Consider the following 22,955-nt stretch of genomic DNA (forward strand, 5'->3'; position numbering starts at 1 on the left):
GGCCGGGCCGGGCGGTCTCGCGCAGTCTCGGCGTGTCGGTGCGCACAGACGAAGAATCGGGTGCGACATTGTGCCGCACCCGATTCGGTTCGGGGATCACCCGTTGGAGACCCGGATCACCGGTGGGCGGCGTGGCCCCGTGCGGGCGGCGGCGGTGGTGAAGATGTGGCGGGCGCGCACGGCGGCCGGGCTGGTGGACCAGGGCGCGAGCGCGGTGGTGAACATCAGCTCGCACCACGACAGCGCGGGCACCTCGCCGGCGGCGAGGGTGGCGATGAGCGACATCTCCACGTCGTGCCCCGACCAGGCGGCCAGCAGCCAGGCGGCGTCGAGGCGGCCGAGGAATTCCTCGGCGTCGTCGGGCGGACCGTGCGGGGTGTCCACGGCGAGGTGCACGGCCGCCGAGATCGCGTGCCGCAGGGTGGCATCGAGACCGGCGGCGTCGCGCAGCAACAGCGATTCCAGCGCCGCGCGCAGGTCGACGGCGGGATCGGCGGCAGGCTCCGTCCGGAGCTCGTTCGCGTTGCGAGTCACGGGCAACCCCTCCTCGGTGTCGGTGTTCACGGGCGGATGGGTGCCGGCCGCCCGCACCGAGCGCAGGTGCCTGCCCGGCCTCGGTTCGGGTGCTTCGGCGTCGACCAGGCTCAGCAGCGCCCCGGGATTCCAGTCCAGGCTGCCGAAGACGTGGCACCAGTCCAGCGCCGGATTGTCCTCGGAGTAGACGAGATCCAGCACGAGCCCGGACATGGACGCGGCACACGCCAGCGTGATCTCGTCCACGTCGGTGTCGGTGACGGTGAGATGCAGGGTGGCTTCGGAGTGCCCCGCGTCGGCACGGGCGCGGCCCGCCAACCACACGGCGCGCGACGCGGCGGCCATGGTGCCGGCCAACCGGTCGCCGCGGGGATGGTCGGCATCGCTGTCGAGGAACGGCCCGTACCACAGCGCCCGCCCCTCGTCGGCGCAGACCGCGAAGGTTCCGTTGCCGCAATCGGCCGCGGCCGCCAGGGAGATATGCGGAGTGGATCCACTGTCCTCGGCCATGTGCACTCGCCTCCCGCAATGTTCGCGCAATTCGGTTGTCCGCCGAATGCCGGGCGCCGCAGCGGCGTTCGCCCGGCATCGGGCCTTGAAAAGATCAAAGACGGTCGCGAGGGTGAATGTCCAGAGTCGGTGTGCATTACCGCGCGCCCCAAGGGGTACCTACACCGAGCAGTGCGCGCCCTACCGGGTATGACTGCCGATCCGGGCACGGCATATCACCGGCAATGCGTTTCCGCACATTACTCCCCCCGGTACCGTCGAGACATGCCCCCTGTTTTCGCGGCGTCCGGCATCGGGTGCGGGACCGAGCACCACCCGGTCCCGTCGCCGACGCGAGCGGGGCGAATCACCGCGCGCCCCATCGGCCTCGAATCGCGGTGTGGGTCAGGACTCCTCGCGCGAGCGGGCCGCGGCGGGTTCGGGGCAGGAGGTGCGAATGCCGAGGAAGAACTGGATGCGCCCCGGGTGGTTGCTGGAATCCACACGGAAGAGTTGCGCGTCGAGACTGAAGCATTCGCCGGTGCGAAGGTCGCGCAGGTGCATATGGGGCCGGTCACGTCCGTAGGTGGTGTGGCCGGCCGACCACATGCGGCGGAACTCGGGATACCGGCCCAGTTCCTCGAGGAGTTCGGTCGACCAGGCGGTGTCGCCGGACTGGCCGATGAGCCCGCGCAGCCAGTCGACGGTGAGCATGGCCTCGCGCTCCCATTCGACCATCACCCGTTGGGACACCTCGTTGCCGAAGAACCAGCGCAGGATGTTCACGTCGTCCACCAGGCCGGGGAAGGCCTCGGCATAGGAATCGTTCCAGCACAACAGGTTCCAGCGGGTGTCCAGGTAGCCGGCCACGTTCGGTTCGTGCAGGGCCAGCCTGCGGCGCATATCCGCCCCGATGCCCGCGCGCAGCTGCGCCACCGTGGGGAAACCGTCCTCGGAGAGCCCGGCCAGATCGAACAGGTGCCTGCGTTCGGCGTCGGAGATCGGGCTGATGCGGTTCAGGTAGCCGACCAGCGCCTCGACCACGGCCTTCGTGGGATGCTCGCGATCCCCACCCTCGAGGTGCGTGACGTAGCTGGAACTGACACCCGCCGCGAACGCCAGCTTCTCGCGGGAGATCCGCCGATCGTCGCGCAATCTGCGCAACACCCCTCCGAAACTCGGTGGCCGCAGCAGACCGTTTGAGCTGACCTCGCTCGACTTGCGTGACACAGCAATCCGCTCCTATGAGAAAAGAACACGTATCAAAACAAGTGGGGCACTTCGCTGTCGACTGCTCGAATCGCGCGGCCCGCGCCGCGCCGACTCCGTTTCCCTTCTCCCGTCTTCACCAGTCCCCGGGCGACGCCCGTCGCGCACGATATTAACTGACTTCTCTCATGTATATTCGCTCCAAACCCGGTGTCGGAGTTAAATTTCAGCTACATTCTTCCTGGTCACCGCGCTTCGCGGGCCGGTCGGCGCGGGGTACGCGGGTGTGCGCGGGTCCCGGGAAAACGCGCGAGATCCGGTCGCGCCGGGGAGTGTCGCGGGGGCCGGGAAAGTGATACTCCGCGTCACTTGAATCAGCCTGCCGGAAGTCGCGACATCCGTCAGGCGACAGCTCGAGAAGTGTGCGCTCCCTCGACATCTCCGTAGCGGACCGGAGGACTGCGGCGACCGAACCGTCGCCCGGGTCGCCGACCATGCCGGGCCCGCGCATCGCGTCACCGCCGACCAATCCCCTAACGGTGCGCGAACTCTCCGCTTCGCGTGCCCGCGAGGAAGGCGTCCCACTCGGCGGGGGCGAGGATCAGTGCGGGGCCGGTCGGGTTCTTCGAATCGCGAACGCCGACGGCGCCGTCCAGATGCGCGACCTCGACACAGTCACCGCCCGTCTTGCTGTAACTGCTCTTGAACCAGTCCGCTGCGGACATGCTGACGTTCATTCCCCGCACTCCTCCGCAATCGCCCGTATCAGCGACCTGGACTCGATATCCCCCAGCGCGACGCGTTCGATCTCGCCGATGGCGGCACGATACTGCTCGATCTCAACACCTTTGTCCAGGTACAGGGCACCAGTGTAGCTCTCGACGTACACCACGGGCGGCTCTGTCAGAGAAGGATTGGCGTGCTCGGGGAACTCGAGTAGGACGAACGAACCGACCTGCAGCCCCAGCCACCCGACGGCGGTCATGGGGATGACTCTGATGGACACGCCAGAGTGGTCGCCGAGAAGGAGTAGATGCCGGGCTTGCTCAGACGTGGTCCGATCGTCCCCCATGCGATGCCGCAACGCCGCCTCGCTCAGGAGTACGTCGAAGCGAAACACATCGCTCGATTCCGCCAGGCGCTCTTGGCGTTTCGCGAGCACCGCCAGATGGCGGTCGACATCGCCATCCGACAACGCCGGACGATAGGCACGCGCCATCGCACGCCGGTAGCCGGCGGTCTGCACGAGCCCCGGCAACATCGTCAGCTGGAACGACACGATGCGGCTCGCATACTGCTCCAGTTCGATGAACAGGTTGTTGTGGTCGAGAATCGCGTTGCCGTACGACTGCCACCAACCCGTCTTGCGCGACTCCTCCGCGAGCCAGAACAGTTCTCGCCGCAGTTCGTCCTCGACCCCGTACACGTCGCACAGTTGACGGAGCACACCTCGCTTGATGACGGCGACCTGAGCTTTCTCCAAGCGCCACAACGTCTGTGAACTCATCTCGCCGAGCTTCGCGGCCTCGTCGCGGGTGAGGCCGGCGGCCTCCCGCAGCAAGAGCAGGCGGCGAGCGAGCAGTCGCCGGGGCGGCGTCGTCGTCTGCGGCGCCACTGTTCATTCCGCCGAATCGTCTGCCATGAAACCCCTTGTTCGACAGGGCCGCCGAACCATTCCAGTTGATTTGGAAGGAATCGTCTTTCCTCTAATTCTGTTGGGAATACTACGCTTTCGGACCCCGCAGTGGTCTACTCACAGAGCCCAATAATTTCTCGCATACGTCCGACGATCGGCGATTCCAACGATCCCCCGGACGAGGTTGGTCCTGTCCGAAATTCCTATGTCGCACCCGATGCGCCGCCGGCGCACCGGGGGGAGGGTTGATACCTTGGACCGCATACCTTTTGGCGCAACCGTGCAGGAACGTTGCTACTTCTATCGTCGGATATGCGACCTTCCAGCTGTGGTCGATCCGCCATTCCTCGGCCGGATCACCATTCCGGCAACACACGTGTGGGCGCTCATCATGCCCGCTGGACTCGGGGAAATCCGTCATGCAAGAGCTCCGCTACCAGAATGAGAACCTCGGCCCGATCCTCCACCACCCCCGCTCGGACCGCTGGTCCTTCCTCGTCCGCCCCGACATCCCCGACGACGTCGGACTATTCGCGGAACTGTTCCGCGCCAACGTCTCGGTCGTCCGAGAGGGGCCGCCCACTGCATGCGAACCGCGACAGCGGTAGAGCTCCCGACTCGAGCGAGACCGGACAAGCACAGGCTGCGTCTGCCGGCCCGCGAATGGCACATGTCACCCGCGCCGGGGGCGATACACGGTAGGTGCTGAAAATCGGGCGGAACCGTGGCGGCACCGGCTGCGTCATATAGTTGCAGCGGGGGAAACTGCCACGTCGACGCCAGGAGAGCCATGCGCATCGCTCACGCCCTACGCACCGCGATCACGGGGGGTGCGGTACTCGTGCTGGCCGCGGGGTGCGGAACGGAGGTCGGTGGGCAGGCCGAGTCCACATCGACCACCACCACGCCCGCCATGGACAACTTGCTCAATCCGTGTACGGACATCCCGGACGAGTGGTTGGTTGAAACGGGCGTCGATCCAGCGAGCGAGCGTGACACGGTGAACCCCTCCGACGCGTCTGCATGGCGAGTATGTGGCTGGAACTCCGTCGAGCTCCCATATCGGGTCGACGTCATGTCCTCCAGCCGCAAACTGGAAGAGATTCGCGCCAACCCAAGTCTCGTCCTGCTCCGCGAGACCACAATCGGAACCCGCCCGGCTCTGGTCACCCGCAACCAGTCCGACACGGATACGGAGAGCTGCTATGTAGCCTTCCCGGCGGATCAAGGCTCGTTCACAATCGCCGTTGGTTGGCGCGCATCTCAGCCGAAGACTCACGATCGATGCGATTTGGCAATCAAGCACGCCACTGATCTGGAGCGCCACCTACCCAATTAGGGCGCCGCCCGCAGCGGCGATGAAGACATATCGCGAGGGGAGCATGACAATGACTGGTGACATGCAAGGCCATCTGAAGACCTGGCAGAACTTCAAAGACCAAGCGATAAACGGCGAGTTCACGATGGACCACGAGATCGGCGCGGCTCTTCGTGATCGCTGCAATACCCTTCTGGTCGCCCTCGATCAAATGAAAATCGACGCCCAGAACCTGCAGTATCTGTCTGGCTATGGCGGCCTGCCCTCGGCCCAGGACTTGCAGAGCAAGTTCCAGAAAAAGGCGACCGGCGGCGCTGACCACGACCCCGATGACAATGCCGTCCACCGCATTCAACAGCACATCGAGGTGGTCAAGACGATGCGCGACGCCTACCTCGCCGCGATCGGTGAACTCCAGAACACCGATCAGAACGCCGGAAACCAGATGGGCACCCAAACCGAGCAGGTGAACTGATGGGATTGAATCCGTTCGAATCCGTGGCCGACGCGCTCAATTCGGTCAATCCGTTCACCGCCCCGGCCGCGATCTTCAACTCCCACGACAAGTCCGACGAGAACCGTGACAGCGATCGGAACCGCGCCACCGAGGGCGAGAACGCGTGGAAGGACGATCGCCAGATCATCCAGAACGAAGGCAATCAGCTCTTCAGCCAGTACAACAACCCCGCGCCCCCGGCCATCAAGACCAAAGAACCGTTCGAAACGTGGTCGCACGAGGAGATATGGAAGGCGCTCAATGGGGACGGTTCCAGCCACAACGGTGTTGACCAGACGCAGATCAACGCGGGTGCCGACGGCTGGCGGAAGCTGACACAACAGGCCCAGAACGCGTTCCAGGTGTTCCGTGACGGTGTCGAGGCGGATATCAAGGACAAGTGGGCAGGCCGGGCTGCGAACGCCGCGATGGAATCCACCCGCGCGTACACCACCGACTCCGAGAAGCTGCATGTCAGCTTTCAGCAGGTTGCCAACGGCATCGATCTGATCCAGGGCTACCTCGACCAGGCGAAGCTCTCCGTCGCACCTCCGATCGAGACCAACGCCATCGACGAGTTCCTCGGTCATATCCCGGGCAACGGCGTGCTCAAGCTCGGGAAGCATCGCGCCAACGAGGCCGAAGCCCGGGCCCAAGAAGTCATGAAGACCTACGCCCTCGGCGCCGACCAGGTCGATCAGCAGACTCCGATCCTGCCCGAGCCGGTCAGCACCGCGAGCCCGGACAAGCCCAACGACCCGGGCAATAACAACCAGAACAACAACAATTCGAACAACAACAACTCCGATAACAACAGCACCAACCCGTCCAACACCCAGACCCCCACCACCGAGGTGCCCGGCACCGAAGACCCGTCCGCCGAGGACCCCGCCGACACCGAGAACCCGGGCACCCCCGAGGACACCACCACCGACCCGTCGAGCACCGACCCAGCCAGCTCCGCCCCGACGACCCCGTCGTCCTACCTGCAGGACCCCGTCGGCAAGCCCAACAGCAACATCCCCAGCACCCCGGGCTCACCGACTACTCCGGGCGGACCAGGCCCGGGTCCCGGCGTGCCCGGCCCCGGCAGTACCCCCAGCCCGGGCAAGAGCGTCCCTGGCGCGGGCACCACGAACACTCCCGGTTCGGGCGGCAACAGGATGGGCGCCGCGGCGGCGGCCGGTCGCGCGGGCATACCCGGCATGGGCGGGATGGGCGCGGGTGCCGGGCGCGGCAAGGGCGAGGACGACGAGGAGCACAAGATCCCCGACTACCTCGTCCAGGACCGCACCACCGAACTCCTCGGCGAACAGCCGCGCGTCCTGCCGCCGGGCGGAGTCATCGGCGGGTGAGGCGCGGGCATGAGTGAATTGCGGTGGCAGCTGGACGGTCTCACGCTCGAGATCCTCCTGGAGAGGCTGGGGCGCGACCGCTTCCCGTACCCGCTGAGCTTCCGGCCCGCGCGCATGGAGCACCGCGACGACTACGAGCGGCTGGTCCGGCGGACCGAGCAGCGGTTGGCGCAGGTGTTCGACAAGCGCCTGTACCGGGCGATGGAGGTGCTGCTGGAGCCGCAGGTGCGCGTCGAGATCCACGGATTCCACGGTCCGCAACAGGATCGCGTGGTGCGCGTGCACGCCGGCTTGGTCGACCAGGTCGCCACCATCGCCGTGCAGCAGCCGGGTCCGACGGTCGAGCACGGCACCGACGTGGTGATCACCATGGGCTACGCGAACATGGCGGTGTCCACGATCGCGTCCCACCTGCCGCGCGTACGCGGTGGGTCGCACCAGCCGTTCGGCGCCCGCCGCTCCGACTTGAATCAGCCGGTGTATTCACAGCATCCGACGCGCCTGTCCCCCACCGAACAACTCGCCAGGTTCATCCGCCGCCCCCGCATCGGCACCGGCGAGATCACCGTCTACCCCGGCGCGGCCTTCGACGCGCGCCCCACCAACGACGGCCACGCCTTCCTCTGGATGGACTACCCCAACGACGGCCGCTACCTCCTGACCAACCACAACGACAACGACTTCACCGTCACCCCCGGCCCCATCGACGAACTGATGCGCCACCTCCAACTACGCATCGACCACGTCCACCGCCTCCGCACCGGAGCCTGGTAGCCCTCCAGAAACCTCGGGCCTCGAATCACCGCACTGAGCACAAGGATCCGCATCACCACGCGCGACTGGGCAGGCGGGACGACATGGCGGCCGGACTTGCCGGTGGTTCCGATGCCGACCAGGCCTCGCCGCGAACTCACACCGGGACCCCGCGAGCATCGCAGCCGAACGATCGTTTGCGATCACCGGTCAGCTCGACCGACTCGGGACCAGCCCTCCCCGGGCGTCCACACCGGGCCTGCGCCGCTACCGACAGCGGTGGCGGCCTGCACGAGCAGGCGCCGCACCACGCCGATCTCGGACTCCGCGCTCGGACGCCTCCGGCGCCAGCCGGTACCGAGGCGGCGGCACCCCTCAGTTCGACGGCGCCGCCACGTCGCCCATGAGATTCTCCCGTCCCCTGGCCTCGAGAGGGAGCAGGGCGGTGTTGAGTCGGTGACGAGCGGAGTGAGGGAGTACTCGACGCGCGGGGGAACTTCATCGTAGACCTCACGGTGGACGATCCCGTCGGCTTCGAGTTCGCGGAGCTGTGTGGTGAGGACTTTCTCGGTGACACCCCGGACTTCGCGGCGAAGTTCGCCGAAGCGGTGCGGGCGCTCGCTGAGGGGCCAGAGGATCAACATTTTCCACTTGCCGTTCAGAACCGAGAGCGTGGCGTCGAGCCCGCACGTATAGGCGCCCGGTCTGCGTGTGATCGGCACGACAACCCCTTTCACCTGCCTGTTCGCTTACCCGGAAGTGCGTACCCACCCTGTTGTGCGTACATGAAAGGTCCCCGGCTGCGGCCGAGGCTAGCTCCCATGTCCGACAATTCGACGAAGTCGCTCACCGTCCTCGGTCTCGGCGATATGGGAACGGCGCCGGCACGGTCGTGGGCCGGCGCCGGGTACGCCGTCACCGTGTGGAACCGCGGTCCCCGAACAGCGCCGGAGGGTAGCGCGCCCACCTCCACCGCCGCCGAAGCCGTCGCCGCCAACTCTCTCGTCGTCGTCTGCTTGCCCGACGACGCGTCCGTGCGCGCGACACTCGACGGCCTCGACCTCACCGGCCGCGACATCGTCAACCTCACCACCGGCACCCCCGGTGAAGCACGGGCGCTCGCGGAGTGGATCGGCGCGCGCGGTGGCCGGTTCCTGAACGGCGGCATCATGGCGGTCCCGTCGATGATCGGGGTCGCGGATTCGGGCGCGTACATCTTCTACAGCGGGTCGGCGCAGGCGCACGCGGCACACGCCGAAGCGCTGGCCGTGCCCGCCGGCGTCGAATACGTCGGCACCGACCCGGGTTTCGCGGCGTTGTATGACATCGCCCTGCTCAGCGCGATGTGGGGCATGTTCGCCTGCGCCGCGCACGCGTTCACGCTGATCGCGAAGGAGGACATCTCGCCGGTCGAGTTCGCGCCGCGCATGGTCGCCTACCAGCGGGCCATGGCGGGATACGCCTTCGGCACGGCGGCGCAGCTGGCGGGCGGCGACTACACCGAGGGCATCGAGTCGACCACCGGCGTGGTGGATCTGCTGCGCCGATAGCGCCCGCGCCGCACGGCCCCGTGCGGAAAGATTCCTCGAGAAAGTTCGGGAGATGTGTCGAAGGGTGACGCCCTGCTCCGACCGATAGGTGACAGGACGTTCTTACAACGAGTGAGGAAATCATCATGGGCGTCACCACTTTCTTCTGGTTCGAGGCGCAGGCGGAGGAGGCCGCGCGACGGTATGTGGAGTTGATTCCGGGGTCGCGGGTGGTGGAGGTGTCGCGGCAGCCGGACGGGTCGGCGTTCGTGGTGGCGATCGAGCTGCAGGGGCAGTCGTTCACGTTCATGAACGGCGGGCCGGGGCATCCGCTGACGGATGCGGCGTCGGTGCAGGTCACCGTGGACACGCAGGAGGAGGTGGACCGGCTGTGGGCGGCGCTCACCGAGGGCGGGCAGCCGGGGCCGTGCGGGTGGCTGGTGGATCGGTACGGGATGCACTGGCAGGTGGTGCCGGCGAAGCTGACCGAACTGCTGGCGGGTGAACCGCATCGCGCCGCGGCGGCGGGGGCGGTCATGCAGACGATGTCCAAGCTGGATATCAAGGTGCTGCAGGACGCCTACGACAAGGCGTGACCCGCCGGGTCCGCTGGCTTCGGCCCATCCGTGGTGTCCGCGCGAGTGGCCACTCGCGTACAACCCACCCACAGGTCGCTGACCTCGTATCGGGGTCGCTCCGTCGAACAGGCACGGAGCGACACCGATTCGGCGCCATCCCGGCTCGGATCGGTAGCCCTGTGATCGCCAGCAACCACGAACCCGCCGTCCACACTGCACCAACTGGACGCTTGATAGCAACCGCGCGATCCGGTGAGCTGCATCGCTCACCGGATCCCGGGTTTCCCGGCGGCCAACGCGCCCCGGTGATCGACACGAGCACCTGACACCCTGGCCGAGTGGCATGACCAGTACGTTTCCGGTGCGTCGCACACAATGGCCCACCACACCGGCCTCCCCATCACCCACACAGGTCGAACGATCAATCGCACCGGCATCGCCCGCGTGCTCAGCGTCACTCCCCTGGCGGCGCGGGATTGCGGATAGCATCGCCTTGCCTTCGGTGGCGGTAGCTGGGCGGTGGAATTCCGTTGTCGGACAACGGTCCCCGATCCGGTATCCCGGCACACGCCGCCGCTGCGCGCTGTCCACAGCGTGGTGGGCGCACCCGTTCTTCCACCGGCACGACGGCGTGCCGCCCCGGGATACTCACCAGCAAGGACCCCAATAGATGAAACATCTATCTGCGGACTACTTTCGGGCGCCCCACGACTTCACCGCCGGCTTGCGGGCCGAGGGGCCGGTGCACCAGGTCACGTTGCCGACGGGAGCGCGAGCATGGCTGGTGGTGGGATACGACGAGGCGCTGGAGGTGCTGCGCCACCCCGATATCCGCAAGAATCCGCCGGGCACGCCGCCGAAACGGGACGACGCCGCGGTGAGCCCGCGGGTCAAGCGGCACCTGCTGAACACCGACCCGCCCGAACACTCCCGGTTGCGCAGACTGGTGACGCCCGCGTTCGCGCCGTCCAAACTCGCCGCGCTCGCGCCGCGCGTCGAAGCCGTCACCGACGAGCTGCTGGAGCGGATCGGGCGGGCGGATCGGGTGGACCTGCTGGAGGAGTTCGCGTTCCCGCTGCCGATCATCGTGATCTGCGAGATGCTCGGGGTCCCGGCACGCGACCGGCCCCGATTCCGGGAGTGGTCGACCGTGATCGTCGACGTCACCAAGGCCGACGCCTCCGAAAAGCGCAGCGCCACCGACGCTTTCGCCGACTACCTCGACGGCCTGATCGATGCCCGTCGTGAAGATCCGCGCGCGGACATGATCTCCGACCTGGTCGCGGCCAGCGACGACGGCGGCAGGCTCACCCGCGACGAGCTGGTCGCCATGGTGTTCCTGATCCTGGTCGCCGGGCACGAGACCACCGTGAACCTCCTCGGCAACGCGATCTACACGCTGCTCGACGACCCCCGCCGCTACCGCGCCCTGCGCGCCGATCCCGGACTGGTCGCGCCGTTCGTCGAGGAGATCCTGCGCTACGACGGCCCGGTCAACTTCACCACCGTCCGCTTCACCGCCACCGAGGTCACGATCGGCGGCGCGACGGTGCCGGAGGGCGAACTGGTGCTGGTCGCGGTGGGCTCGGCCAACCGCGACGAACGAAAGTTCCCGGACGGCAAAAGCTTCGATCCCGGCCGGGGGAACTCCGGACACATCGCGTTCGGCCACGGCATCCACTACTGCCTCGGCGCCGGGCTGGCCCGGCTCGAAACACGCATAGCCCTGGACGGATTGGCGCGGCGCTACCCCGACCTGCGCCTCGCCGCCGGGGACCTGCGGTGGCGTGAGAGTCTGCTCATCCGCGGACTGCACAGCCTGCCGGTGCACCCGCACGGCGCGCCGTCGGCCGCGGTGGCGTGATCCGTCAGTCGGCGACGAACGCCGGCGTCCACGGTCGCGTGCGGACGATGCCCCGGCGCGCCGAGAGGATATCGGCGCCGTAGCGCAGCAGCCAACGCGGCAAGTGGAACTGCACGGCCATGAACGTGTCGAGGATCCGGTAGCTGAACGCCGGATACTGCGACAGGTCGGCGAGGGTCGCGTCGAGCGCGGCGACCGCCTTGTCGATCTCGGCGCGACTCACGGTGAGCGGCGGAAAGATCCGCAGCGCAGGGTGTTTCGCCGCCGAGTTCATCGAGATGCCGGTCAGCACGCCGCGCCGCACCATCTGCAGGAGGATGCCCTGTTCGACGAGTGGGTTGAGCACCTTCATCCCGACCATCAGCCCGCGCCCCTCGACCTCCAGGACGAGGCTCGGATACCTCGCGGCCACCGAGGCGAGTCGGTCGAGGAGGTAGTCCCCGAGCCTGGCGGCATTGCCCGCGAGATCGTCGGCGACGATCTTCTCCATCGCCGCCGCGGCCGCCGCGCACACGAAGGGTGACCAGCCCGCCTCGGTGTCGAAGGGTAGTGCGCCGCCCGAGGTTTCGAGCGCCGCGGCGAACACCTCGTCGCGCACGACGGTCGCCGAGATCGGCACATGACCCCCGGACATCGCCTTGGACACCACGAGGATGTCGGGCGCCACGTTCTCGCGATCGACACCGAAAAGCGTTCCGGTGCGGCCGAATCCGGTCTGCACCTCGTCCGCGATCAGCAGCGCGCCGTGCCACCGGCACAGGCGGGCGACCTCCGTGAGGTAACCGTCGGGCGGCACGGTCACGTAACCGCCACCGACCACCGGTTCCAGGCACACCGCCGCGACACCGTCGTCCAAGGCCGCCGCCATGGCGCGCAGATCACCGTAGGGCACGAAACGCGTGTCGGGATCGGCGTCGAAAAACGGTGCCGTCAGATGGTTTTGGCCCAGTAGTGCCATCGCCCCGAGCGTCTTGCCGTGGTAGCCGGTGGTGGCGGCGACCATCCGGACGCGGCCGGGGCGGGCCAGCCGTGCGAGCCGCCGCGCCACTTCCACCGCTTCGGAACCGCTGCCGCTGAGGATCACGTGCTCGAGATCGCCCGGCGTGATCCGCGCCAGCGTTCGTTTCAACTCCTCCGCGGCGGCCGTGCGCAGTGGGGGCGGGACCATCGCGAGCTCCGCGAGTTGGCGTTGCGCGGCCCGCTGCACGTCCGGATCGAGGTGGCCGAGCCCGAAAACCCCGTATCCGGCGGAGAAGTCGAGGTACTCGCGGCCGCGCTCGTCGACGATGGTGTGCTCGCGGGCGCTCACCTCGATGGGCAGCCGGCCCGCGCGCATCATCAGGGACAGCGAGTGGTTGTAGTGACGCCGGTAGATGTCGAGCACCGCGCGCCGGGATCGGGCGGTCATGCGATTCGCTCCTCCGCGACCGTGCCCACCGCGTCCACGGCGGCGCGGATGCCGTCGAGCGCCCGCTCGAGTTCCGCGCCCGTGCAGATCAGCGGCGGACGGAGGCCGAGGACGCCACGGTCGAGTGCACCCTCCCAGGCCAGCACGCCGTGGGCGCGAGCCTGGGACGCAGCGCCTCTCGCCGACGCCGGGTCGTGGAAGGTGATCGCGGCGAGCTGACCCACGGAGGCGACGGATTTCACCACGTCGGCATGCCGGAGATGAATGTCGTTCAGTGACTGCCGAATTCGTCGCGCGTTGATGCGACTGCGGCCCGGCAGGTCCTCCCGCTCCATCACGTCGAGCACCGACACCGCCGCCACACAGGCCAGCGGATTGCCGCCGGTGGTCGAACCGTGCAACCAGGGCCCGCGCCGTCCGTAGACGCGACGGTTGATCGCCGCCCTGGTCACGTAGGCCCCCACCGGCAGCACCCCGCCGCCCAACGCGCCACCGAGCACGAGGACGTCGGGCACCACGTTCTCGGCGTCCACCGCGAACCGCGCACCGGTGCGCCCGAGTCCCGTGATGGTCTCGTTGACGATCAACAGCGCGCCGGACTCGTCGCAGATCTCCCGCACCGCGCTCAGGTACCCGGCGGGCGGGACCGTCAGCCCCTCCCCGGTGGCGATCGGCTCGAGGACCGCAGCGGCGGGCCGTGCCCTTTCCACCGCCCGGCGCAATTCCGTTGTGTCACCGAATCGGACGAACGCCACGTCGATCGGCGCGCCCGCAACCTCGGCCCTCTCCGGAGATCCGAGGCGCGACACACTCATCGCGCCACCGCTGCCGCCGTGGTCGGAGCCGAGGGTCGCGACGAAACCCCTTCGCCCCGAACGCCGGTGGTAGCCGAGCGCGAGCTTGAGCGCGCCCTCCATCGCCTCGGCGGCCGAGTTGGCCGGATAGGTGACCGCCAGGTCGCCCGGCGTGCTTTCGGCGAGGTGGCGCACCAGATCCGCCAGCGGACGGTTCAGGAACATGCGCGTCGACTGCGGCAGTACGCTCAGCTGCGCCGACACCGCCTCTCGCACAACGGGATACTGATAGCCGAAAGCGGCCGACGCGCAGTCGATCAGCTCGCGGCCGTCGGCGGTGCGCAGGGTCGCGCCGGACGCGCCGACGATCACGGGTTCTGTCACGGGCATGGTCGAGTTCCCCTTCCCTCTCGACGGCGACCGTCAGGTCCACCGTCCGGTGCCGAAGGTTTCCGCGGTGCCGAGCACCTGTTCGCGCAGCGCGTGGCGGCGCACCTTCCACGTGGAGGTGCGCGGCACGTCCTCCCACGGCAGCACCACCGGCGGCCCGAGCGGCGGCAGGTCCCGCGTCGCCCGCGCCCACAGCTCCTCGTCCAAGGCGCCGCCGGCCAGGCACAGCACGGGCGCCGGCAACCGGCCCGGCACGCCGAGCACGACCACCTCGGTGGCGTGCTCGAGGCGGTCGAGCAGCAGGCTCTCCACGTCGATGCCGCTCATGCCGGGGATCATGTCGACCTCCCGGTCCAGCAACCGGAAGCGGCCGAGCAGGTCGCGATAGCCGAGATCGCCCGTGTTCCACCACTTCCCGTCGACCTTCTCGCGATGGCGTTCCGTCTCGCCGAGGTAGTCGACGCAGCGGCCCTTGCCGCGGGCCATCAGCAGCCCGGGCTGTCCGATCCGTTGCCGCGCACCGGTCACCGGGTCGACGACCTTGGCGCGGCTGATGCCGGGAACGGTCCAGCCGATATCGCTGGTGACCGCCGACTTCCCCGAGGCCCACCGCACCCGGGTGCGGTTGTAGAAGCCGCCGGTGATCGGTCCGGTCTCGCTCTGCCCCCACCCCTGCAACCACAGCGGGAAGCGGCGGCGCGTCGCACCCAGGAACGCGCGCACGGTCGACGGGTGGATGAGATCGAAGGTGTTGAAATACAACCGGATCCGCTCGAACAGTTCCGGATGCGTGCGCGTCAGGGGCTGCCAGTGCAGGAAGATGTTCGGGCACGCCTCGAGAATGGTGACGCGATGGTTGCGCAGCACGCTGACGGCGTTGTCCGGCTCATGATTCGAGAGGATCACCAATTTCGCTGGAGCCAATGATAATTGCGCCGTGAAGGTGCCCGCCGCCCTGGCATGCGCGAAGGAGACCGCCGAGGCGTAGACATCGCGGTGGCCGCTGGTGAGGACAGGGAAGGGAATCGTGTCCAAGCGCGTCGCGTGATACAGGGTGGTGGTCGTGTGCACCACGAGTTTGGGCAGTCCGGTGGTGCCCGAGGTGTGGCAGAGGAACGCGGGCTCGTCGTCGGCACGCAGCCGGACGGGCGCCTCCGGCCCGCCGCGCAGCTCCTCGAAGTGGATTACGTCGCCGATCGACTCGGGGTAGGAATCCTCGCCCACCACAACGATCCGGCCCGCCGCCTCCGGCAGTTTCTCACCGCCCTCGGTGAGTGCGCGAATCACGTTGGGCGACAAGATGGTCACCGCCGGTTTGGTCGAGGTGATCAAGTGCCGCAAGGTATCCGCGGGCGCCGCCGACGAAAGCGCCGCGGGTACCGCGCCGATGCGGGCGGCCGCGGCGACCAGGAACTGGATGTCGAAGTGGTTGTCCTTCACGATCGCCACCCGGTCGCCGGGACGAGCGCCCGCCGCGTGGAGCCAACCGGCGGCGTCCCGGACCAGGCCCGCCGCGGCGGCGCCGTCGATCACGGTGCCTTCCCACGGTGCGATGTCGAACGGCCGGTCCAGGTGGAAGGTCGTCTGCTGCGAACGTCCCGCGTGCCAATCCAGCAGTGCCGCCACGTTCTTCGGTTTCCGACTGCCCACTTGACCCCTCCTCGATACCGCGCGGTGCGGCGGGCCACGGCACGACCCGCTGCGAGTGGACCGCCGATGGTCCGGTGTGGAATGGTTCGATCGACAAGGAACGCGTTGTCGCCGAATAAGCCTATCGCCGAGTTGATTTCGGACTCTTATATCGTGACGCAGGCATTGGGTATTCGGCAATACCAGGCGCGTGGTTTCTTTACCTCTCTCGCGACGGCACAGGATAGCGGTTTGGCAGACAGTATCGGCGTCGGTGCTCGTCGCGAATCCGGCGCTTATTCAGGAATATTCGAGTATTCGACCGTCCGGCTGTGACACAATGCCGGACGGCCGGGTCATTCGTCGGCGATCACCTCGGCAGGTGAACTGTTCGCGACGGAACGGCGGGCGATCCACAGGGCGCACGCCACCGCCGCCAAGGTCACCGGCAGGCTGACGCCGATCATGCCGAGCGGCAGGTCGATCCGGGGCGCGAGTCCGCTCATCAGGGACTGCACGCCGAGCATCGCGACGGTCACCAGCAGGCCGGCCGGCACGGCGATCACCCAGGCCAGTCCGGCGATGACGGCCGCCTCCGCCCCCAGCAACCGTTCGCCGGGCCGGGGATCGCCGGACAGGGCGGTCAGCACCAGTCCCCGCCGGCGCTCGAAGATATTGGACGCCAACGTGGTCACCCCGACCACGGCCGCCACACCGAACATCACCCACGCGAGGACGCCGAACGAGCTCATCAAGCGTCCGAGGGTGGAGCTCACACTGGCGCGATAGGCGTCGCGGTCCAGCACGGCGGCGCGCGGATACCGCTGCGCGAGCAGGCTTTCCAGACCGGCGGCGACCTGCGCCTCGGCGCCGTCGGCCACCAGCACGGCGAAGGAGTAGGCGCCCTTGCCTGTGATGTCGCGATAGAGGTCGGCGCTCACGTAGACCAGGCCGCCGTCGGAGGTCGAATCGTCCACGATGGCGACGACCCGGCCGGTGCGGGTGCCGTCGGCGATTGGGAGTTCGACGGTGTCACCGACCCCGACCGACCGCGTGCGGGCGAAGTTCGACGAGGCGACGACATCCGAACCGCTCAGGTGATCGAGTACGTCGGCGGGCCCCTCCAGAATCCGCGCGTCCGAAGCCTGCCCGATATCGCCGGACAGCGACGACACCTGATAGCGATCCTCGCCCAGCACCATCAGCGACATCGAGAAGGCGTACACCCCTTCGACGCCCGGCAACGCCCTGATCTCGTCGGCCAGCGCGGGGGGCAGGGTTTCGTCGGCCAGGTTCTGGCCGATCGGCGCCGCCTGCACGAACACGTCGGCCTGGGTCCAGCGCACCATGGACGCCTCCAGATCGCCGCGGATACTCCCCGACGCGCCGGACACGGCAATGGAGGTGACGAGCGCGATCGCGAAAGTGATGGCCAGGGCGGCGTTGCGCCGCCAATACACTTCGAGCTGCCGCCCGACGAACAGGGTGGTCGCACCGGACCCGAGTCGCCGGATCGCGGTGCCCGCGACCACCGGCAGCACGACGCTGAGCACCACGATCGCGACGACCAGCAACGGCACACCGGCGGCCGAGGTGACCGACGACCACACGGGGGACGCGACACTGCCCGCGCTCGCCACGACCAGCGCGCCCACCGCGAAGCACACCGCACCGGCGGCGAGCGGCCAGCCGACCCCCGTCGCGTGCACGGCCGTCTGATCGCGGCCCGTGACCGCGTCGATGGCGGTGACCTGGCGCAGCCCGAGAATGCCCGACAGCCAGGCGAATCCGAACATCACCACGGCCGTCGCGAAACCACCGGCCAGCGGGATCGCGATGCCGGTGCGCGAATCCAGCGCCTGCTGGGTGAAATTCGCGATCTGCGCGCCGATCGAGTCCAGGCCGCGGCCGGTGGCCAGACCCAGCGCGGCGCCGAGGGCGTAGCTGCACAACAGCATCGGGATCATCACCAGGCCGGAGCCGAGAACCAGGTCCGAGGTGCGCACGCCGATCAGGCGCAGGCGCGCCAGCACCGGACGGGCGTCGGCGAGCGCGAGGCGCCAGGTCAGGAACGTCACCACGGCGCCGGTCAGCAGGCCGACGAGGAGGAACATCCACACCAGCAGCAGCGGGGTGCGGAAGACGCGGGAGTACGGCGCGAAGATCTCGTCCGGCGGCCCGACCAGCGCCGCGCCACCCGCGATCTCTCGCGCGCGGTCCGCGACCTCGGCGTCGCCGCGCAGCAGGAGGATGTCGACGGCGCTGCCTCGGTCGAAAGCGGCGGACAGGTCACCGATGCCCATGATCACGGCCGGTCCGCCGCCCGTAGCTTCGTCGCCGAGCACATCGGCCACCCGCCAGGGGCGTGCACCCGTCGGTGTCACGATCTCGACGCTGTCCCCGGCGGCGATGCCGTGCTCGTCCGCCCACCTCCTCGGCACGTAGACCTGGCCGGGCAGTAGGGGCGCGAAAGCCTCGGAGCGAGCGTCGGATTCGAGCATCGAGGGCAGGCCCGTGTCGACGCCGAGGACGCGCGCGGGGGCGTAGTCGGTGTCGCCGCGAATATTCGTGCTGGCCATGAGGATTCGCGCCGACTGCGCGCCGGTGGCCAGGGTGATGTCGGTGGCCAGCTCGGCCGACAGGCCGACCGGCGCCTTCGCGGACACCGCGACCACCTCGGGATCGATCGCCTCGAGCGGCGCCAAGCGCACCGATTGCAGCACCGGCACCGAGATCGTGAGCACCGCGACCGCGAGCAGAACACCGCCGACGCCCCCACACACGGTGGCGATCAACCGGATCGGCCGCCGCCACCAGCCGCGGGCCAGCGCTCGCGCGACCAGTGCCACCGCCGAGGCGCGGTTCACCGCGCGCCTCCGCTCCGATCGAGCACTCCGTCGGACATGTGCCACACCGCATCCGCGTCCGCCGCGACGTCCGGATCGTGGGTCACCAGCACGCCGGCGGCACCGGATTCGCTGACGAGTTTGCGGAACAGTTCGCGCACGGTGGCACCGTTCTGGCGGTCCAGCGCGCCGGTGGGTTCGTCGGCGAACACCACGGTGGGCCCGGCGATACAGGCGCGCACCACGGCGGCGCGCTGGGCTTCGCCGCCCGAGACGAGCGTCGGCCAGGATCGCGCCCGGTCCGCCAGGCCGACCCGGTCGAGTGCGTCGCGGGCGGCGGCGAGGGCGGCCTTGCGCTTGGTTCCGGCGAACATGAGGGGCGCGGCGACGTTCTCCTCGATCGTCAGCCAGGGCACCAGATTGTCGCGCTGGAGCACGAATCCGAGGTGGCGGGCGCGCAATTCGGCCAGCTCGCGTGTCGAGAGGTCCGCGAGGTCGCGGCCGAGGATGGACACCGAACCTGTGGTGGGGCGGTCGATCCCGGAAAGCAGGTGGCACAGTGTGGATTTGCCGCTGCCGCTCTTGCCGACGATCGCGACCAGCTCCCCCGCCCGCACCTGCGCGTCACAGGGCCGCACCGCCGCGACGGTCGCCTCGCCGATCCGGAACTCACGAGAAACGCCCCGAGCGACGACTACCGCGTCCTCCGTCATCGGCACCCCTCGAATCCGCGGCCGCCGCACGGGCGACCCGGCCGGACTCCCCGATGAGCCGACACGACACTCCGACAACCCGGACCTCGATCGCACCGAGCTCAGGGCGCCCTCACTGTATCCCCGCCCCGAACCCCCGGCCCCGGCTTTGCCGAAACTCGAGCGCTCCCGGAAATACCGAACGCCACCCCCACCGGATCGCGGTTGGGGGCGGCGTCGACCAGCGCGCGCGGCTGTTCACCAGCGCGCCGAACTCACCGCCAGCGCTCGGGCGTCACCGGCGCCTCCCACGCCTTCGCGTACCTGCGCGTATCCGCAGCATTCGACTGCTTATGCCGGTAGACGATGTACGGCCTGGTCAGGTACCCCACCGGTGCGCTGAACATGTGGACCAGCCGGGTGTAGGGCCACACGCCGACCAGCACCAGCACGACCAGTCCGTGCAGTTGGAAGGTCCAGGGTGTGCCGACCATCAGTTCCGGGTGGGGGCTCAGCGAGAACAGGCTGCGGAACCACGGGGAGACGGTGTCGCGGTAGTTGTAGGTGCCCCAGAGCAGGTTGCTGCCCCAGGTGTTGAGCAGGCCGGTGACCAGCGCGGCGGTCAGCAGGATGTACATCGCCTTGTCGTTGGCGGTGGTCGCCTTGCGCACCGCGGGCACCGTGAGGCGGCGGTAGAGCAGGATGCCGACGCCGGCCAGCACCATCGCGCCCGCCACCGAACCGGCCCCGACGGCGATCAGGTGATAGGTGTGCTGGGTGATGCCGACGGCCGCCGTCCACGACTGCGGAATCAGCACGCCGAGCACGTGCCCGAAGAACACGCCGAGCATGCCGAAGTGGAACAGCGGGCTGCCCAGGCGCAGCAACCGGCTCTCGTAGATCTGCGAGGAGCGGGTGGTCCAGCCGAACTGGTCGTTGCGGTAGCGCCAGATGTGGCCGAGCACGAACGAGGTGAACGCGACGTACGGCAGGATCAGCCACAACTCGACGGGGACGGGGATCGATCCGTTCATCGGCGGCCTTCCGAATCGGCGAACATGGTCGGGTCCATGGAGAACGGCTCGAGGCCCACTTCCTCCTCCGGCGGGCCGGCCGCGGCCAGTTCGGCGATGCGTCGCCGGTCGGCGGTGGTGAGCGGCGGCAGCGTCGCCACCACACCGGCGAGCGCGGCGGCGTACGGGGATCCGCTGTCGGACAAGGAGAGTCGCAACAGTTCGATCACCGGGAGGTGTTCGCCGAGGAGGCGTTCCCCGCCGACCGGGTCCACGGTGGCCGCGAATTCGAGCAGGACGGGCAGGTGGTCGGGCAGTTCCTCGTCGCCCAGCTCGACGCCCGCGTGGCGGTAGGCGTGCTTGAAACGCAGCAGTGCCATACCGCGTTTGCGGGTGTCGCCGTAGGCGTAGAAGGTGAGGTGCAGGCTGGCGCGGCGGCGCAGGTCGAAGGTCTGGACGTAGTCGGCGGCCAGGTCGATCGGCGGTGTGCCGCGCTGGTGGGCCAGCAGCGCCTCGAACCCGGGGCGAACTTCGTCGGGCAATTCCGCTGCGGCGGCAGATAATTCGTCCAGCATGCCGAGCAGCTCGCGGCCGGGGTAGTCGAGGACCAGCGCGGTGAGCCGCCAGATCAGGCGACGGTCGCGCTCGGACATCCGCACCGCGGGCTCCGGCCTGCGGCGCAACTTCAGCAGGCTCATCGTGGCGCCCCGCTGGCGGTGGGGGCCGGGGCGGTGCCGTTGCCGGCGGCGCCGTTGCCGCCGGTGCCGGCCCCTCCCGCGGCAGCGCCGTTGCTGCCGTTCGCCTGCGCGCCTTCGGCTTTCGCGGCGCCGTTGCCGTTCGAGGGCAGCAACCCGTCGGTGCTGCGTCCGTCCCAGTTGAGCAGGTTGATGCGGTTCGACTTCTCCTCCGGCGCGGCGCCGTTGGAGTCGGTGAGGTGGAACTTCTCCACCATCTGGTCGAACGCCGTCATCCCCGGCCCGCCGTCGGTGTCGAGACTGCACCCGGTCGCCAGCGAATCCAGTTCGTGCGCTTGCGAAGTCGCGCCCTGCGGGATGACGTAGCGGTGCTCGTACTTGGCGATGGCCAGCAGCCGGTACATCGCCTCGATCTCCTCCGGCTCGAGCCCCACCGACGGCGCGATCGCCGGATCGGGCTCCTGGCCGAGGTTCACCGAGCGCATGAACGAGCGCATGCCGGCGAGCCGTTGCAGCGAGGCCCGCACCGGGCCGACGTCACCGGCGGTGAACAGCTCCGCCAGGTATTCGACGGGGATGCGCAGCGCGTCGATCGCGCCGAACAGGGTGCCGTGGTTCTCGCCGTCGTGCCCCGTCTCGCTCAGCACGTCCACCACCGGCGACAGCGGCGGCACATACCAGACCATCGGCATGGTGCGGTATTCCGGATGCAGCGGCAGCGCCAGCTGGTAATCCACGATCAGCTTGTAGACCGGCGAATCCTGCGCCGCCTGAATCCATTCCGGCGAGATGCCGGCGCGCTCCGCCTCGGCGACCACGCGCGGATCGTGCGGGTTGAGGAACACGCCCAGCTGCGAGGGATACAGATCTTTCGTGTCGGTGACCTGCGCGGCCTCGAGCACCTTGTCGGCGTCGTAGAGCATCACGCCGATGTAGCGCAGCCGCCCGACGCAGGTCTCCGAGCACACGGTCGGGATGCCGACCTCCACGCGCGGGTAGCAGAAGGTGCACTTCTCCGCCTTGCCCGTCTTGTGGTTGAAGTAGATCTTCTTGTACGGGCAGCCGGTGATGCACTGGCGCCAGCCGCGGCACTTGTCCTGGTCGACGAGCACGATGCCGTCCTCGGCGCGCTTGTAGATCGCGCCCGAGGGGCACGACGCCGCGCACGACGGGTTGAGGCAGTGCTCGCAGATGCGCGGCAGGTAGAACATGAAGGTCTCCTCGAACTCGAGTTTGACCTTCTCCGACAACTTGTTCAGCAGCGGGTCCTTGCCGACCTGTTCCGGGCCGGAGCCCAGGTCGTCGTCCCAGTTCGCGCCCCAGGTGACCTTCGTATCCTCGCCGGTGATCACCGATTTCGGACGCGCCACCGGGGTGGTGTCCATGGCCGGGGAGGACAGCAGGTTGTCGTAGTCGTAGCTCCACGGGTCGTAGTAGTCCGACACGGTGGGCAGATCCGGGTTGGCGAAGATGTTGAGCAGCCGCTTCATCCGCGAACCGGACTTCAGCGTGAGCTTGCCGCGCCGGTTGAGCGTCCAGCCGCCCTTCCACTTCTCCTGATCCTGGTACTGGCGTGGATAGCCTTGTCCCGGACGGGTTTCCACGTTGTTGAACCAGACGTACTCGGTGCCACCGCGATTGGTCCACGCCTGCTTGCAGGTGACCGAGCAGGTGTGGCAGCCGATGCACTTGTCCAGGTTCATCACCATGGCCAGCTGTGCCATGAC

At 68.4% G+C, this 22,955-nt stretch carries 21 protein-coding genes; 8 read left to right on the forward strand and 13 right to left on the reverse strand.

Annotated features, from left to right (window positions below; genetic code table 11):
- Window positions 1-96 precede the first annotated feature (96 nt).
- From DFR74_RS10380 to DFR74_RS10395, 4 genes are all read right to left on the reverse strand, one after another.
- Window positions 97-1,044, reverse strand: coding sequence for a hypothetical protein (locus tag DFR74_RS10380; RefSeq protein WP_084537757.1), 948 nt, complete (start codon window positions 1,042-1,044; stop codon window positions 97-99).
- Between the two features lie 384 nt (window positions 1,045-1,428).
- Window positions 1,429-2,253 carry a helix-turn-helix transcriptional regulator gene (locus DFR74_RS10385; RefSeq protein ID WP_084537758.1) on the reverse strand — a complete coding sequence of 275 codons (825 nt, stop codon included), beginning with the start codon at window positions 2,251-2,253 and terminating at the stop codon, window positions 1,429-1,431.
- Window positions 2,254-2,765: 512 nt separating this feature from the next.
- The gene (locus DFR74_RS10390) at window positions 2,766-2,969 is read right to left on the reverse strand and encodes a DUF397 domain-containing protein (RefSeq protein WP_067510016.1); all 204 of its coding nucleotides are present in this window, start codon (window positions 2,967-2,969) and stop codon (window positions 2,766-2,768) included.
- Entirely contained in the window at window positions 2,966-3,847 is an 882-nt protein-coding gene (locus DFR74_RS10395) for a helix-turn-helix domain-containing protein (RefSeq protein WP_067510018.1), read from the reverse strand. The genes DFR74_RS10390 and DFR74_RS10395 overlap by 4 nt, the downstream gene beginning before the upstream one ends.
- 811 nt (window positions 3,848-4,658) lie before the next feature.
- On the opposite strand from DFR74_RS10395, the gene DFR74_RS10405 reads away from it, so the two are divergent.
- The 4 genes from DFR74_RS10405 to DFR74_RS10420 are packed head-to-tail and all read left to right on the forward strand — an operon-like array spanning window position 4,659 to window position 7,811.
- Window positions 4,659-5,207 (forward strand): DUF3558 domain-containing protein, encoded by a 549-nt coding sequence (locus tag DFR74_RS10405; protein ID WP_084537759.1) that lies wholly within the window; start codon window positions 4,659-4,661, stop codon window positions 5,205-5,207.
- Window positions 5,208-5,256: 49 nt separating this feature from the next.
- Window positions 5,257-5,661 (forward strand): hypothetical protein, encoded by a 405-nt coding sequence (locus tag DFR74_RS10410; RefSeq protein WP_067510021.1) that lies wholly within the window; start codon window positions 5,257-5,259, stop codon window positions 5,659-5,661.
- Window positions 5,661-7,037, forward strand: a complete 1,377-nt coding sequence (locus tag DFR74_RS10415) for a hypothetical protein (protein ID WP_084537761.1) — start codon at window positions 5,661-5,663, stop codon at window positions 7,035-7,037. Before DFR74_RS10410 ends, DFR74_RS10415 begins: the two co-directional genes overlap by 1 nt.
- 9 nt (window positions 7,038-7,046) lie before the next feature.
- Window positions 7,047-7,811: an ESX secretion-associated protein EspG gene (locus DFR74_RS10420; protein ID WP_067510025.1), complete on the forward strand. Its 765-nt coding sequence runs from the start codon at window positions 7,047-7,049 to the stop codon at window positions 7,809-7,811.
- Between the two features lie 182 nt (window positions 7,812-7,993).
- On the opposite strand, the gene DFR74_RS37805 is transcribed toward DFR74_RS10420, so the two are convergent.
- A complete protein-coding gene (locus DFR74_RS37805; protein WP_113975052.1) occupies window positions 7,994-8,512 on the reverse strand; it encodes a winged helix-turn-helix transcriptional regulator in 519 nt (172 codons plus the stop codon).
- A gap of 99 nt (window positions 8,513-8,611) precedes the next feature.
- On the opposite strand from DFR74_RS37805, the gene DFR74_RS10430 reads away from it, so the two are divergent.
- The 3 genes from DFR74_RS10430 to DFR74_RS10440 all read left to right on the forward strand — a co-directional run bounded on the left by DFR74_RS10430 (window position 8,612) and on the right by DFR74_RS10440 (window position 11,761).
- Window positions 8,612-9,340, forward strand: a complete 729-nt coding sequence (locus DFR74_RS10430; protein WP_067510027.1) for an imine reductase family protein — start codon at window positions 8,612-8,614, stop codon at window positions 9,338-9,340.
- A 125-nt stretch (window positions 9,341-9,465) separates the two neighbouring features.
- Window positions 9,466-9,915, forward strand: coding sequence for a VOC family protein (locus tag DFR74_RS10435; RefSeq protein WP_067510029.1), 450 nt, complete (start codon window positions 9,466-9,468; stop codon window positions 9,913-9,915).
- A 652-nt stretch (window positions 9,916-10,567) separates the two neighbouring features.
- Window positions 10,568-11,761 (forward strand): cytochrome P450 family protein, encoded by a 1,194-nt coding sequence (locus DFR74_RS10440; RefSeq protein ID WP_067510031.1) that lies wholly within the window; start codon window positions 10,568-10,570, stop codon window positions 11,759-11,761.
- 4 nt (window positions 11,762-11,765) lie between these two features.
- Here DFR74_RS10440 and DFR74_RS10445 read toward each other — a convergent pair whose 3' ends face one another.
- The 3 genes from DFR74_RS10445 to DFR74_RS10455 are packed head-to-tail and all read right to left on the reverse strand — an operon-like array spanning window position 11,766 to window position 16,003.
- Window positions 11,766-13,169 carry an aspartate aminotransferase family protein gene (locus tag DFR74_RS10445; RefSeq protein WP_067510033.1) on the reverse strand — a complete coding sequence of 468 codons (1,404 nt, stop codon included), beginning with the start codon at window positions 13,167-13,169 and terminating at the stop codon, window positions 11,766-11,768.
- The gene (locus DFR74_RS10450; RefSeq protein WP_067510035.1) at window positions 13,166-14,353 is read right to left on the reverse strand and encodes an aminotransferase class III-fold pyridoxal phosphate-dependent enzyme; all 1,188 of its coding nucleotides are present in this window, start codon (window positions 14,351-14,353) and stop codon (window positions 13,166-13,168) included. The genes DFR74_RS10445 and DFR74_RS10450 overlap by 4 nt, the downstream gene beginning before the upstream one ends.
- A gap of 33 nt (window positions 14,354-14,386) precedes the next feature.
- The gene (locus DFR74_RS10455) at window positions 14,387-16,003 is read right to left on the reverse strand and encodes an AMP-binding protein (protein ID WP_170160730.1); all 1,617 of its coding nucleotides are present in this window, start codon (window positions 16,001-16,003) and stop codon (window positions 14,387-14,389) included.
- A gap of 153 nt (window positions 16,004-16,156) precedes the next feature.
- On the opposite strand from DFR74_RS10455, the gene DFR74_RS35880 reads away from it, so the two are divergent.
- The gene (locus DFR74_RS35880; RefSeq protein WP_170160731.1) at window positions 16,157-16,318 is read left to right on the forward strand and encodes a hypothetical protein; all 162 of its coding nucleotides are present in this window, start codon (window positions 16,157-16,159) and stop codon (window positions 16,316-16,318) included.
- Window positions 16,319-16,338: 20 nt separating this feature from the next.
- Here the strand turns inward: DFR74_RS35880 and DFR74_RS10460 are convergent, their stop codons facing one another.
- From DFR74_RS10460 to narH, 5 genes are all read right to left on the reverse strand, one after another.
- Window positions 16,339-18,849, reverse strand: coding sequence for an ABC transporter permease (locus DFR74_RS10460; RefSeq protein ID WP_067510037.1), 2,511 nt, complete (start codon window positions 18,847-18,849; stop codon window positions 16,339-16,341).
- A complete protein-coding gene (locus tag DFR74_RS10465) occupies window positions 18,846-19,541 on the reverse strand; it encodes an ABC transporter ATP-binding protein (RefSeq protein WP_067510039.1) in 696 nt (231 codons plus the stop codon). Before DFR74_RS10465 ends, DFR74_RS10460 begins: the two co-directional genes overlap by 4 nt.
- 254 nt (window positions 19,542-19,795) lie before the next feature.
- Window positions 19,796-20,554, reverse strand: coding sequence for a respiratory nitrate reductase subunit gamma (gene narI, locus DFR74_RS10470; protein WP_067510041.1), 759 nt, complete (start codon window positions 20,552-20,554; stop codon window positions 19,796-19,798).
- Window positions 20,551-21,231: a nitrate reductase molybdenum cofactor assembly chaperone gene (gene narJ, locus DFR74_RS10475; protein ID WP_067510042.1), complete on the reverse strand. Its 681-nt coding sequence runs from the start codon at window positions 21,229-21,231 to the stop codon at window positions 20,551-20,553. Before narJ ends, narI begins: the two co-directional genes overlap by 4 nt.
- Entirely contained in the window at window positions 21,228-22,952 is a 1,725-nt protein-coding gene (narH, locus tag DFR74_RS10480) for a nitrate reductase subunit beta (RefSeq protein ID WP_067510175.1), read from the reverse strand. Before narH ends, narJ begins: the two co-directional genes overlap by 4 nt.
- Window positions 22,953-22,955 lie beyond the last annotated feature (3 nt).

It is taken from the genome of Nocardia puris (genome assembly GCF_003315035.1).
In the GTDB taxonomy this organism is placed as follows: Bacteria; Actinomycetota; Actinomycetes; order Mycobacteriales; family Mycobacteriaceae; genus Nocardia; species Nocardia puris.